At 34.3% G+C, this 14,738-nt stretch carries 13 protein-coding genes and 1 rRNA gene; 4 read left to right on the forward strand and 10 right to left on the reverse strand.

Translation table 11 applies throughout. The features are described from left to right. From A9G43_RS06440 to murA, 7 genes are all read right to left on the reverse strand, one after another. Positions 1-728 (reverse strand): 16S ribosomal RNA (locus A9G43_RS06440); the annotation flags it as partial. Positions 729-1,263: 535 nt separating this feature from the next. Beyond that, on the reverse strand, positions 1,264-2,334 hold the full coding sequence (locus A9G43_RS06445; RefSeq protein WP_065607614.1) for an acyltransferase: 1,071 nt from the start codon (positions 2,332-2,334) through the stop codon (positions 1,264-1,266). A gap of 135 nt (positions 2,335-2,469) precedes the next feature. After that, entirely contained in the window at positions 2,470-2,727 is a 258-nt protein-coding gene (locus tag A9G43_RS06450) for a GNAT family N-acetyltransferase (RefSeq protein WP_065607616.1), read from the reverse strand. A gap of 222 nt (positions 2,728-2,949) precedes the next feature. After that, complete coding sequence (pfkA, locus tag A9G43_RS06455; protein ID WP_065607618.1) at positions 2,950-3,912, reverse strand: 6-phosphofructokinase; 963 nt, start codon at positions 3,910-3,912, stop codon at positions 2,950-2,952. A gap of 93 nt (positions 3,913-4,005) precedes the next feature. Next, positions 4,006-4,902, reverse strand: coding sequence for a cation diffusion facilitator family transporter (locus tag A9G43_RS06460; RefSeq protein ID WP_065561557.1), 897 nt, complete (start codon positions 4,900-4,902; stop codon positions 4,006-4,008). 11 nt (positions 4,903-4,913) lie between these two features. Beyond that, positions 4,914-5,489, reverse strand: a complete 576-nt coding sequence (locus tag A9G43_RS06465; RefSeq protein WP_065561558.1) for a DJ-1 family glyoxalase III — start codon at positions 5,487-5,489, stop codon at positions 4,914-4,916. Positions 5,490-5,540: 51 nt separating this feature from the next. Then, positions 5,541-6,794, reverse strand: a complete 1,254-nt coding sequence (gene murA, locus A9G43_RS06470) for a UDP-N-acetylglucosamine 1-carboxyvinyltransferase (RefSeq protein WP_065607620.1) — start codon at positions 6,792-6,794, stop codon at positions 5,541-5,543. Between the two features lie 304 nt (positions 6,795-7,098). Between murA and A9G43_RS06475 the strand changes: the two genes are divergently transcribed. The 4 genes from A9G43_RS06475 to can all read left to right on the forward strand — a co-directional run bounded on the left by A9G43_RS06475 (position 7,099) and on the right by can (position 10,293). After that, positions 7,099-7,296, forward strand: a complete 198-nt coding sequence (locus tag A9G43_RS06475; protein ID WP_065607622.1) for a YbdD/YjiX family protein — start codon at positions 7,099-7,101, stop codon at positions 7,294-7,296. A gap of 17 nt (positions 7,297-7,313) precedes the next feature. Then, a complete protein-coding gene (locus A9G43_RS06480; RefSeq protein ID WP_065607624.1) occupies positions 7,314-8,354 on the forward strand; it encodes a CobW family GTP-binding protein in 1,041 nt (346 codons plus the stop codon). Positions 8,355-8,534: 180 nt separating this feature from the next. Next, positions 8,535-9,587, forward strand: a complete 1,053-nt coding sequence (locus A9G43_RS06485) for an FAD-binding protein (protein ID WP_065607626.1) — start codon at positions 8,535-8,537, stop codon at positions 9,585-9,587. A gap of 46 nt (positions 9,588-9,633) precedes the next feature. Continuing rightward, positions 9,634-10,293: a carbonate dehydratase gene (gene can / locus A9G43_RS06490; protein ID WP_065607628.1), complete on the forward strand. Its 660-nt coding sequence runs from the start codon at positions 9,634-9,636 to the stop codon at positions 10,291-10,293. 14 nt (positions 10,294-10,307) lie between these two features. On the opposite strand, the gene nrdG is transcribed toward can, so the two are convergent. From nrdG to gndA, 3 genes are all read right to left on the reverse strand, one after another. Then, on the reverse strand, positions 10,308-10,772 hold the full coding sequence (gene nrdG / locus A9G43_RS06495; protein ID WP_065607630.1) for an anaerobic ribonucleoside-triphosphate reductase-activating protein: 465 nt from the start codon (positions 10,770-10,772) through the stop codon (positions 10,308-10,310). A gap of 16 nt (positions 10,773-10,788) precedes the next feature. Further along, positions 10,789-12,924, reverse strand: coding sequence for an anaerobic ribonucleoside-triphosphate reductase (gene nrdD / locus A9G43_RS06500; protein ID WP_065607632.1), 2,136 nt, complete (start codon positions 12,922-12,924; stop codon positions 10,789-10,791). 344 nt (positions 12,925-13,268) lie between these two features. Continuing rightward, positions 13,269-14,684 carry an NADP-dependent phosphogluconate dehydrogenase gene (gndA, locus tag A9G43_RS06505; protein WP_065607634.1) on the reverse strand — a complete coding sequence of 472 codons (1,416 nt, stop codon included), beginning with the start codon at positions 14,682-14,684 and terminating at the stop codon, positions 13,269-13,271. Positions 14,685-14,738 lie beyond the last annotated feature (54 nt).

The following is a 14,738-nucleotide window of genomic DNA, read 5'->3' on the forward strand; positions in this document are numbered from 1 at the left end:
GCCTTCGCCACCGGTATTCCTCCACATCTCTACGCATTTCACCGCTACACGTGGAATTCTACCTTCCTCTACAATACTCTAGTTAACCAGTTTTAAGTGCAATTCCTAGGTTGAGCCCAGGGCTTTCACACCTAACTTAATTATCCGCCTACATGCCCTTTACGCCCAGTCATTCCGATTAACGCTCGCACCCTCCGTATTACCGCGGCTGCTGGCACGGAGTTAGCCGGTGCTTCTTCTGTGATTAACGTCAATTAATGCACCTGTTAGATACATCACCTTCCTCATCACCGAAAGTACTTTACAACCCGAAGGCCTTCTTCATACACGCGGCATGGCTGCATCAGGGTTCCCCCCATTGTGCAATATTCCCCACTGCTGCCTCCCGTAGGAGTCTGGACCGTGTCTCAGTTCCAGTGTGGCTGGTCATCCTCTCAGACCAGCTAGAGATCGTCGCCTTGGTGAGCCTTTACCCCACCAACTAGCTAATCCCATATGGGTTCATCAAATGGCGCATGGCCCGTAGGTCCCACGCTTTGGTCTCTCAACTTTATGCGGTATTAGCAGTCGTTTCCAACTGTTGTCCCCCTCCATTCGGCAGATCCCCATACCTTACTCACCCGTCCGCCACTCGTCATCAAGTGCAAGCACTCATGTTACCGTTCGACTTGCATGTGTTAAGCCTGCCGCCAGCGTTCAATCTGAGCCATGATCAAACTCTTCAATTTAAAGTTTGATGCTCAATAACTGTCTCTGACATATTCAAATGAATCTTCAGTGTCACTTATCAAGACTTAATTTTTTAGTCCGTAGACTTTAATCTTTTGTCTCGCAAGTGCCCACACAGATTGTCTGTTTCTTCTTTTTAAAGAGCTGACAGCTTATATTCCTCATCAACTTTTCGTTGACTTAGTTCTCTGTCTCAAGGGTTGCGTATACTACGCTACACCTTTTTATTCGTCAAGATCTTTTTTAAATTTTTTTGATCTCACTTTACCACCAACTTTCCGCCTGCTTGTCGCTGACTGCGTGTCAGTGGATGCGCATTATAGGGGCTTAAAATTTTTGTGCAAGTATTAATTTTAATTTTATTCTCGTTTGCATCTTATTTGTTCAAATCGAATTATTTAATACATCTTATGTAAACAAATCAAAAATTCTTTTATATAAAAAAACAATGTGTTATTTTAAACTATATCCTAAATACAAAACTCAAATAAAAATATTTTAAATAATACCCAGTCAAATAATAAATGATATTATCTAACGAATTCCACCAATAAGATATTTTGCTTTATTTTTAAAAATCAGCGTTATTATATTAGCAATAATGACACTTGCAATTAAAGTAGACACTAAAAAGATTAGTGCTCCTAAGGATGCTAACCAACCATTGTCGGTTTTGATTACATAACCTAGAGGAGAAATATACAGTAGCTGTTCGATTTCTAAAACAATAATTTCATGAATAAAATAGATAGGAAAACTAATATTTGCCATATAAGAAAAGAATTTATATAATCTCCCCTCATTCGTTTTATGATTCAGTCCATCTAAAAAATAAAGCGCTAATATAAATAAAATGATTTTTTGTAATGTATCATAATAAAGTTTTTCTACACCTAAATGACTCATATAGCGATAAGCAAATGGAATGAAAAGACATAAACCAAAAAGAAATATGACTAAGAATAAATTATCTTTGACTATTTTGATAATGGTTTGATAATTTTGTTTTATCATCATGCCAATTATATAAACTGGACCATAATGCAACAAATTTAAAATCGGTTTAGTAAAATCAGGTTTAGTGAACATTACAACCCAAAACATAGAGATCAGACCAGCTACAATCAAACTCCTTTTCGACCAAAAATATAATAAAGGAGCCATTAAATAAATAATGATAATCATCGGCATAAACCACAATGGTAACAGTTGTGTTCCTGTTAACATCATCCTAATTATTGAGCTAATAACACTAGATTCAGTCAATGAATACCACGGTAAATTAGATAAATACTGATAATGGAAAAAAATAAAACAAAAAATAGATACCGAAATATAAGGACACACGACAGTCTTAAATTTTGATAAATAATAAGTTTTAGTATCAAATTTATAAGTTAGATGTTGAAATAAAAAACCAGCAATTAAAACAAAAAAAGTGGTAAAATTAAAGCAAAATAAATTTAAAAAAGAAAATAAATAACTATTAGCAATTAAATGAGTATTTTTAAATACACCTAAACAGTGGCTAAAAACAATCATTATAATTGCAACACCACGTAATACATGTATAGAATGAATTTTTTCCGGTTTTTCTATTACCATTTTGGATATTGTAAATGATGAAATAATTGGTTTATATTACAACATTTTCATATAATTAGAACTACAATTTACAAAAATAAATATCCAAACAAAAAAAAAGATAAGATCTAAATTTATTATAAATCATTTCTAAATCTAGTGTTTTCTAGCCAATTTCTTAATAGCAAACGAACAAATAGGGATAATTTCACGTTCTTCTTGCTTTAATTGTTTTAACACAAGGTTTAATAAATTATCAGCTACACCTTGACCTCGATACACAGGATCAACGTAAGTATGATTGATAGTAGCTTTATCTTTTCCTATCCTTGTAAAGGTCATTTTAGCTATTTCTTTATTATTAGCATCACAAGCATAAAAACGATCATTATCTTCTAAAAAATATAGTGTCATAAAATTACCAATATAACATTGTAATTAGTTTACTGTGATTCACATCCATACTTGATTAATAAAAACTCTTTTATTATTAAAAGAAGCCTAATTCCATATCGACTAATTTTAAAGGAGTTAGCAGATAAACAAATAGGTAAACTGTTTAAAATATCATTTTCAACAGTTTACCTATTAATAAAACAATCAGATATTTATCTAATACTAATTATGCTTAAACATTTAAAATAATCGTTTGGCTGTATTGTATAGATCCATATCAAATGGACGCTTCATATTATTGATAGCATCTATAATATCATGATGTACTAATTTACCATTTTGTACGCCAACGCTTCTACCTGCATAGCCTTGTTGCAGTAATTCAACTGCATAAGCACCCATACGAGATCCCAAAATACGATCATAAGGGACAGGAGAACCGCCACGTTGAACGTGCCCTAATACTGTGGCACGAGTTTCGTGATGAACAGCAGCTTCAATGTCTACTGCAAGTTGATTTACATCACACATATGTTCTGTAACAGTCACAATTGCATGTTTTTTACCTTTTGCAAAACCTAGCTTAATTTCTTCGATTAGATCTTCCTTCGTATAAGAAACCTCTGGAATAATCATAAATTCACAACCACCAGCAACTGCTGCATTTAAGGTTAAATCACCACAATCTCGCCCCATTATTTCAATGACTGAAATTCGGTTATGTGAAGAACAAGTATCACGTAATCTATCGATTGCTTCAACAGCAGTACTAAGCGCAGTAAAATAACCTATAGTATAATCAGTACCACGAATATCATTATCAATGGTTCCTGGTAAACCAATACATGGAAAACCTTCTTCAGTTAATCGCATTGCACCCATATATGAACCATCACCACCAATAACGACTAAAGCATCAATTTGATGTTTTTTTAGATTAGCAATGGCTTTTTGTCTTACAGCTTTATCTTTAAATTCTGGAAATCTAGCCGATCCAAGAAATGTACCACCACGAGTAATAATATCAGATACACTTGAACGCTTTAATTGAACAATGCGATCTTCGCAAAGTCCCATATAACCATCATAAACACCAAAAATATCCAACCCTTCTGATAATGCTGTTCTCACTACTCCTCGAATAGCAGCATTCATTCCTGGAGCATCGCCACCACTTGTTAAAATACCTATTTTTTTTATCATTTAAAATAACTCCAAATTATTAACTTTTAGTTATTATAGAGTCTTAACAGATATCTAACAATAGAAGATAAAGGCTATTTTTGATTAATTTTTCTACTTCATCATTTCGATAGGTACAACAGAAATCGGATCTTGATGAATAATTACTGTTGCAGGAGAAAATTCCTTAGAAATATGTTTTTCAATAGCATCAGCAATGGCATGAGCAGTGATTAAAGGCATATCATCATCTAATTCAAGATGCAATTGAATAAATTTGAGAGGGCCTGCTTGGCGGGTCTTTAGATCATGAAAACCTCTAACATCTGGATATGAAGCAACAATTTCAGCTATTCGCAAATTATCACTATCTGGTAAAGCGTGATCTAATAGGTCTTTAATTGCATTGTGTGCAATGTGATAAGCATTATAACAAATATACAAAGCAATAAAAAATGCAAAGGCCGCATCAGCATAAGTAATGCCATACCAACTTAAACAAAGTGCAATTATAACAGCAATATTCAACAACATGTCGGAAGAATAATGCAACATATCGGCTTGAATAGCATTACTTTTAGTGATTTTTACAACATATCTTTGATATAAAACAAGAATGCATGTTACTACAGCACAAACAGTTGAGACAATAATCCCCAATAAAGGTTCCTGTAGTTCATTCGGATAAATAAAAGAGCGAATACTAGAAAGTAACAAAATTATTGCAGAACCAATAATAAACGCGCTTTGTAATAATGCTGCCAAAGATTCTGCCTTGCCATGACCAAAGGTATGATCAGCATCTGCGGGTTTTAGTGCATAACGAACTAAAAAAAAGTTAACACCAGAAGCAAGTAAATCGATACTTGAATCTAATAATGAGGCAAATAAACTTATTGAACCGGTAAACCAGCAAGTAATAAATTTAATTATAATTAATGAAATAGAGATTGAAACAGCACCTAGCGTTGCTCTTTTAACTAATTTTTCATACAAATGTGAATTTGACATTTAGTGCCTATTTATTGATAGGATTCAATCCCCAATGGAAGAACTAGCTGCCGAGCGATCTCCGCTGCTTTCATTTCACCTAACAACACAGCAATAATTTTTAAAGCAAAATCAATAGACGTTGCGGGACCTTGGCTAGTAATAACTTTATACGACTCATCAAAATAAACCCTATCGGACTTCCAATTTTTAAACGCCTCTTTAGTGGTTGGATAACCGGTCATATATGCGTGTGGAAATAAACTATGATGTTGTAAAACCATAGCAGGAGAAGCACAGATTGCAGCAACAATACCGCCACTCTGGTGTGTTTGTTTCAATTTTTCGATCAACAATGGACAATCTCGAAAATTTTCAGCACCTTTAACACCTCCAGGTAAAACTACAACATCAAAATCAATGTATTGAACATCCGAAAGCATTTTTTTAGCCAAAATAGTTACTCCTCGAGAACATTCAATTTCACGAGTACTTGAGATACTAGCGGTAGTAACTTTAATATCAGCTCGGGTTAATAAATCTATTGTGGTTACCGCTTCTGTTTCTTCACAACCATTTGATAGAAAAACCAATGCTTGTTTTATCATCATTACGTTCCTTTTGAACAAAAAACTTACTAATTTTTTAGCGAAAATGAATTATTTCACCCTTTCAATATTGGCGCCTAATTTTCTTAATTTTGCTTCAATATTGTCATAGCCTCGATCTATATGGTAAATACGATCAACAGTAGTTAAACCTTCAGCAATACAACCAGCCAAAACTAAACTTGCTGACGCCCGTAAATCCGTCGCCATCACTTGTGTGCCACTCAATGTTTCAACACCATGGGTAATTAAGGTATTACCTTCAATTTCTGCTTTTGCACCCATGCGAATTAGCTCAGGAACATGCATAAATCGATTTTCGAAAATAGTTTCTTTAATGATTCCTGTACCTTCAGCAACCATATTTAGCAATGAGAATTGTGCTTGCATATCAGTAGGAAAACCTGGATGCGGAGCAGTATGAATGTTAACAGCTTTCGCCCTTTTTCCTTGCATATCTAAACAAATCCAATCTTCACCTACCTCAATCTTTGCACCAGCTTCCTTCAATTTAGAAAGCACTGCATCAAGTAGGGTTGGATCGGTTTTACGGCAAATAATTTTACTTTTAGATATAGCCGCCGCAACTAAAAAAGTTCCTGTTTCAATACGATCAGAAACAATCTCATGTACACCACCGCCTAAACGTTCAACTCCTTCAATCTCAATACGTATTGTACCTGCACCAGTAATTTTGGCACCTAGCATATTTAAGAATTTAGCGGTATCAACAATTTCAGGTTCACAGGCCGCATTTTCGATTATCGTTTTTCCTTCGGCTAAAGTGGCGGCTGACATAATCGTAACGGTCGCGCCAACACTCACTTTATCCATAACAATATGAGTGCCTTTTAGTTTTCCATTGACTGATGCTTTAACATAGCCTTCATCAAGTGTGATTGTCGCACCAAGTTGTTCAAGACCACTAATATGAAGATCAACAGGCCTTGCACCAATAGCACAACCGCCAGGTAATGAAACTTGTCCTTGTCCAAAACGAGCAACAAGAGGACCTAAAGCCCAAATTGAAGCACGCATAGTTTTCACCAGTTCATAAGGTGCACAATAGTTATTAAGGTAACTTGTATCAAGGTGAATAGAATCATTTCGTTCATATTTTACACCTAGCTGGCCTAGCAATTCCAAAGTTGTATCGATATCTTTTAACTTAGGAACATTTCGAAGTTCTACTGGTTTTTCTGCCAAAATTGCAGAAAATAAAATAGGTAGCGCAGCATTTTTTGCGCCAGAAATAACCACTTCGCCATTTAGCGATGTTGGACCTGTTACGTGAAACTTTTCCATTATTAACTCTTATGCGTGACAAATTGGCGATTATTATAGAAGTTATTTACTAATAATTAAATGAATTTCATTAAAAAATTGAAAATATTACTTTTTTGAATTCACTAAAAACAACTAAAAATCAATAAGTTCAAAATTTTATCTCATTTTGAATCTAGTAAATAATTACGATTAATCAATGATTGACTCAAACAAATTAGCGCCTTATAGTGAATATACTATTTTCACATATAATTTGGGTTATATAACATAGACCGCAAGGTGCCCTTATTTCAATACGATAATATTCAGTCGAGAGAAAAATATGTTTGATTCACTTGCCAAAGCAGGAAAATATCTTGGTCAAGCCGCTAAATTAATGGTTGGCATCCCTGATTATGATAATTATGTTCAGCATATGAAGCTCACTCATCCAGAGCAAACGCCCATGACTTATGAAGAGTTTTTTAAAGAGCGCCAAGAGGCGAAATATAGTGGTAAAGGTGGGTTTAAGTGTTGCTAACAATTAATGGGGTATAAATGACAAAATCTATTCCATCTTCATTATTGCCAGTCACTTTATTAACAGGATTTCTTGGTTCAGGTAAAACCACACTCATTAATTACTTACTAACACATAACCATAACGAGAAAGTAATTATTATCGAAAATGAATTTGGCCCTGTAAATATTGATAGCAATTTACTAAATGTTAATAGCGAAATTCAAATCGTCGAAATGACTAATGGCTGTATTTGTTGTACGGTGCAAGGGGAACTTACTGAAGCATTACACAAATTACATGAAAAACGCTCAGCTGGTGAATTACAATTTGATCGAATCATTATCGAAACAACCGGTCTTGCCGATCCTGCCCCTATTATTCAAATCTTTTTTATTGATGATTTAATTCGTGAAACAATTCAACTTGATGCAATTATTACTCTTGTAGATGCTCAACATATTTTAAAACATCTTAATGAACATCGCGTTGCCCTATCACAGATTGGTTTTGCTGATCGTATTATTTTAACTAAAACTGACTGTATCAATAACGAAAAAAAAGCAGAGGTAATTAATCGAATCCATAAAATTAATCATAAAGCGATTATATTTGAAGCTGTAAAAGGTCAGATCCCCAAATCGCAATGGCTTGATATACATGCCTTCGATCTCAGTGATGAATTAACAATAAATAAAGGATTTTTTGTTATCAATCCGACCCAAAAATTTGAAGCAGACTTTAAACCATTGCCACTACAAAAACAAGTGACGTCATCGGATGACAACGTTTGTTCATATCTTTTTGAAGCGGGTGAACTTGATCTAAAAAAAATCGGTGCATTTATGGAAAGTCTCGTCAAACAATATGGTAACGACATGTTACGCTATAAAGGTGTTTTAGCTATTAAAGATAATGATCAAAGATTAATTGTTCAAGGTGTACATAAAGTTGTAGGATTTGACTATGGCTCACCTTGGCAAAACTCATCAGAAAGAATATCCAGATTAATAATAATTAGCCGCACTCTACCATTTAATGAATTAAATGAAGCGTTTTTAAAAACAGTGGCAGATTAAAAAAATAAATTCATTAAAAAAGAACAATTACATCTAATTTTATACTGAAACATATAGTTACCGGAAACTTTTTTACAAGTTAACTGGCATAGATAAACTCTCATCTTTAATAGTCACACATAATTTAATTTGCTAACATAAACGGTTTTTTAAATATGATAAAACAAACTATACAATAATATGGATTACGATATAGCAATTATAGGCCTTGGACCAGCTGGCAGTACGCTAGCCCGTTTACTGAGTCCTTCATTCAAAGTCATTGCATTAGATACAAAGCATAAAACGGAAAATGAAGGATTTCATAAACCTTGTGGCGGGCTATTAGCAGATGATGCTCAAAAAGCCTTTGCTAGGCAAAATATAAACTTACCGGCTGATATTTTAACTGATCCTCAAATTTTTAATGTCAGAACTTATGACTTACAAACCAAACTTGTTCGCAATTATCAGCGGAGTTATGTAAGTTTTGATCGGCACAAATTTGATCTGTGGCTAAAGTCACTAATACCATCAAATGTAACCGTTCTTCATAATACACTCTGTAAAGAAGTAAGGCGTATTATTGATGGTTATCAGATCACTTATCTTGATGAAAATAAAATTGAACACAACGCCACTGCCCAATATGTAGTCGGTGCTGACGGTGCCAATTCTCTGGTTAGACGAATGCGATATCCTCAGCATACGATAAGACAATATGTAGCGATACAACAATGGTTTACAGAGCAACATCCAACGCCATTTAATTCTTGTATATTCGACAATGAATTAACCAATTGCTACTCTTGGAGTATTTCAAAAAATGGTTATTTTATTTTTGGCGGTGCTTTTCCTAAAAAAGTAGCGAATGAAAATTTTGACCAATTAAAAGAAAAATTAACTACACAAGGATTTATTTTTGGTAAACCTCTCAAAACAGAAAAATGTTTAGTGGTTTATCCAAATCGGCTACGTGATTTTTATACTGGCAATGAAAATATTTTTTTAATTGGTGAAGCAGCTGGTTTTATTAGTGCAAGTTCGTTAGAGGGTATTAGCTATGCTTTGGATAGCGCTGAAATTTTAAGTAAAATATTAAATAGTGGCCATCCAAAACCTAATAAATGTTATTATCAACGTACAATACCATTGCGCTTCAAGCTTTATAGTAAAATTGTTAAAGCCAAACTATTAACAACTCCTTTGTGGCGTAAATTAATAATGAAAAGTAAGATTCAGCATATTGAATAACTTAAAATAAAAAAATAATAATGAAATATATTGGAAAATATTAATTATGTTTGATGTAAATGATTTAATCCGTTTTAACCACGAATGGTCAGAAAAAATAGAGCAAGAAGATCCTGAATTTTTTAAACACCTTGCAGTTGAACAAAATCCTAAATTTTTATGGATCGGCTGTTCAGACAGTCGTGTGTCAGCAGAGAAACTCATTAAGTTAAAGCCTGGTGAGTTATTTGTGCATCGTAATGTTGGTAATCTTGTAATACACACTGATTTAAACTGTTTATCAGTTGTTCAATATGCTGTGGATGTACTTAAAATTGAAGATATCATTGTTTGTGGTCATTTAGGTTGTGGTGGAATTCGTGATGCGGTTGAAAATCCTGATTTAGGGCTAATTAATAACTGGTTACTGCATATTCGTGATCTTTGGTTTCGAAACAGCTCACTTCTAGGGGAATTTCCTCCCGATATCCGTTTGGATGTTTTATGTGAACTTAATGTAATTGAACAAGTATACAATCTTGGACACTCTACAATTATTCAATCTGCATGGCAACGAGGTCAAAAAGTTAATTTACATGGTTGGGTTTATGGGATTCATAATGGCAAAATTGCTGATTTGCATATCACTTCATCAAGTAGCGAAAATCTTGAAATTAACTACCGAGAAGCTATTTCTTATCTTCTAAATTTACATAAATCCCAGTAGTTAGCTCATAATTCTTATTTAAAACGATGGATAATTTGATTGCTGCTCCCTCGCCACAATAGACGAGGATCAGCAAGTTCTTGTACAAATTTTCCATCAATTAACACATCAATATAAGGAATAACCGCTTGTTGTTCAGTTGTTAACTCATCAAGCTTATACCCAGTCCAAAGCCAGATATCTTTATTATCGCACTCAGATTTAACACGTTGAACCAGTTTTAATATAGTTGCGACGTTTTGAGGATGCAAAGGATCACCGCCAGAAAGCGATAATCCTTGACGTTTTATTTCGGTATCTTGTAAATCTTTAATGATTTGATCTTCAAGTGCTTGTGTAAATGGTAAACCAGAATTTACTCCCCATGTACTTTTGTTATAGCAACCTGGGCACTGATGTACACACCCGGCAACAAAAAGAACACAGCGAGTTCCTTCCCCATTAACAACATCAACTGGATAATAGCGATGATAATTCATAAATATTTATTGATTATTAACCAATTTGACCATTATTTAAATGTTTAACTCGACGTTTTACTTCTTCTTGCTTACCTGCATTGAATGGGCGGGCATCAGGACTACCTAAATATCCACAAACACGACGAGTAACCGATACTTTTGAAGAATCATGATTTCCACAACTTGGGCAAACAAAGCCTTTGCTAGTACAAGAAAATTCACCAGTATAACCACATTCATAACATTCATCTATTGGCGTATTAGTCCCATAATAAGGAACTCGTGAATAACTATAATCCCAAACATCTTCTAATGCTTTGATATTGTTAATCATATTTGGATATTCGCCATAACAGATGAAACCACCATTAGCAACTTGAGGATAAGGTTTTTCAAATTCGATTTTTTCGTACGGATTAACCTTTTTCTCAACATCAAGATGGAAACTGTTAGTATAATAACCTTTATCAGTAACACCTGGAATTACACCAAATTCAGCCGTATCAAGTCGGCAAAATCGATCACATAAATTTTCGCTTGGTGTGCTATATAAACTAAACCCATAACCGGTTTCGTTCTTCCATTGATCCACCGCATTACGTAAATGCTCAACAATTGCCACGCCTTTTTCGCGTAATTTATCACTATCAAATGGATGCGTTTGATTTCCGAAAAGTGCATTTAATGTTTCATGAAGACCAATATAACCTAAAGAAATTGAAGCTCGCCCATTTTTGAAAATTTCAGAAACATTGTCATCTTCGTTAAGCCTTACACCACAAGCACCTTCCATATATAAAATTGGTGCCACTCTTGCTTTTACGCCATCAAGTCTAGCAATACGCGTCATTAATGCTTTTTTACATAGTCCTAAACGTTTATCTAAAATTTCCCAAAATCTAGCTTCATCACCTTTAGCTTCAATAGCTATACGAGGCAAATTTAGACTAATTACACCTAAATTATTACGCCCATCATGAATTAACTGGCCGTTTTCTTCATAAACGCCCAAGAAACTTCGACAACCCATTGGAGTTTTAAATGAACCCGTCACTTCAACAACTTTATCGTAATTTAAAATATCTGGGTACATCCGTTTACTTGCACACTCAAGTGCAAGTTTTTTAATATCATAATTAATATCGCCCTGTTTATGGTTAATACCACCTTTAATGGCAAAAACAAGTTTTGGAAAAACTGCTGTTTTATGATTTTTACCTAATCCTTTGATACGAACTTTTAAAATAGACTCTTGAATTAAGCGTGATTCCCAACTAGTTCCTAAACCAAAACCAAAAGTAACAAACGGAGTTTGTCCATTAGCAGTGTGTAAGGTGTTTACTTCATATTCAAGAGATTGAAACGCATCATAACACTCTTTTTGAGTTCGGCTTTCGGCATAAGCTTCTGGATTTGGGATATTCCATTCTTCAGCCACTTGTTTGTGTTTGTTATAACTAATAGTAACAAACTTTGCTAAAACCTCATCAATACGATTAATGGTCGTGCCACCATAAATATGGCTAGCCACTTGTGCTATAATTTGTGCAGTTACCGCAGTTGCTGTAGCAATTGATTTTGGAGGCTCGATCTCAGCATTACCCATTTTAAAACCATTAGTTAACATACCATCTAAGTCAATTAACATACAATTAAACATAGGGAAAAATGGCGCATAATCTAAATCATGATAATGAATTTCACCACAATCATGAGCACGAGAAATATCTTTAGGTAATAAATACTGCTTCGCATAATGCCTTGCTACAATACCCGCAAGTAAATCACGTTGAGTTGGAATCACCTTGCTATCTTTGTTAGCATTTTCATTTAAAATGGCGACATTACTTTGCTCAATTAACCCTCGAATATCTTGATTTAGACGGCTACGTTCTTCACGAGCACGATCACGATCATGACGATACTCAATATAAGTTCTCGCTAATTTTTTATAAGGGCCTGACATTAACTGATTTTCAACTGCATTTTGAATTTCGTTGATATCAACACTTTCACGTTCGCTCATTTGATTAGTAACAACACGAGCAACCGCTGCGCAATAATCTGGGTCATGAACATTCGCCGCCACAGCTGCTTTGACAATTGCATCTTTAATTCGAGTCTCATTAAATGCAGTTTGACAACCATCTCGTTTTATTACTACAGGCATATATACTCCTCAATATTCATTAATAACTAGCATTTGCCGCAGGCGTTATACCAACATTAATATTCGTTGTTATTATTCATTTTTTATCAAATTATTAGTTTTTTGATATAATCCCAAATTTTGCCACCGCTCAAATACTACTATATATAGTAAACATATATTAAATTATACACCATATATAGTGTTTTTCTAGAATTTTTAATAAATGAAATCACTTGACGAATTTAAAACTAATAACGACAAGGAGTTATGAAATATTGAGATACAAAAGAGGAAAAAGCTCAACAAAAGTGCAAACTTACTTGCACTTTTGTATAGCAAAATAAAATTATAAATTGAAAATATTAAGATTCAATATTTAACCAATCGGTATGAAACACGCCTTCTTTATCAATACGCTCATAGGTATGAGCACCAAAATAATCTCTCTGTGCTTGAATCAAATTAGCTGGTAATACCGCTGATCGATAACTATCATAATAAGCAATCGCTGCTGAAAGTGTTGGAACAGCAATACCTTGTTGTACTGCTAAAGATACCACATCACGTAATGATTGTTGGTAAGCCTCAACCGTTTGATTAAAATAAGGTGCCAACAACAAATTATCAATCTCATTATTATCAGCATAAGCATCAGTAATTTTTTGAAGGAACTGTGCACGAATAATACACCCTGCTCTAAAAATCTTAGCTATTTCACCATAATTTAAATTCCATTTATATTTATGAGAAGCAGCTTTTAGCTGTGCAAAACCTTGTGCATAAGAGATAATTTTACCCATATACAGTGCTTTACGGACTTTTTCTATGAGCTCCTGCTTATCACCACTATAAGGCGCTTTTTGAGGACCTTTTAACACTTTTGCCGCCGCAACTCGCTGATCTTTAATTGCTGATAAATAACGAGCAAATACAGACTCAGTAATTAAAGATAAAGGCTCACCCAAATCTAAAGCACTTTGGCTGGTCCATTTACCTGTACCTTTATTGCCTGCCGCATCTAAAATCACATCAATTAAATAATTACCGTTTTCGTCTTTATGCTTAAAGATATCAGCGGTAATTTCGATTAAATAACTGTCTAACTCGCCTTTATTCCAATCTGTAAACACCTCAGCAAGTTCATCATTAGTTAAACCAACAGCATGTTTTAATACCGAATAGCTTTCAGCTATCAGTTGCATATCGCCATACTCAATGCCGTTATGAGCCATTTTTACATAATGACCAGCGCCATTTGGACCTATATAAGCAACACAAGGCTCACCATTAGCCTTAGCTGCAATCTTCTCTAATATTGGTGCAACTAATTCATAAGCCTCTTTTTGCCCACCAGGCATAATTGATGGACCTTTTAGCGCTCCCTCTTCGCCACCTGAAACACCAGTACCAATAAAGTTAAATCCTTCTGCTAACAATGTTTTGTTACGACGAATTGTATCTTCAAAATAGGCATTCCCACCATCGATAATAATATCACCTTTATCTAAAAGTGGACGCAACTCATCAATTACTGCATCAGTACCTTTACCTGCTTGCACCATAATCAGGATACGGCGTGGTTTTTCTAAAGAATTGACAAAATCTTCAATTGTATAATAAGGAACCAATTTCTTATCAGAATGTTCAGCCATGACTTGTTCTGTTTTATCTTTAGAGCGATTATAAATAGCAACAGAAAATCCACGACTTTCAATATTGAGCGCAAGATTTCGCCCCATAACTGCCATTCCAATAACACCGATTTGTTGTTTTGACATGATTTGGCTCCTTTATTAAACCTCTATAACCTTAACCATAAGGTTTTAACAACA

It is taken from the genome of Gilliamella sp. Occ3-1 (assembly GCF_001690655.1).
In the GTDB taxonomy this organism is placed as follows: Bacteria; Pseudomonadota; Gammaproteobacteria; order Enterobacterales; family Orbaceae; genus Gilliamella; species Gilliamella apicola_P.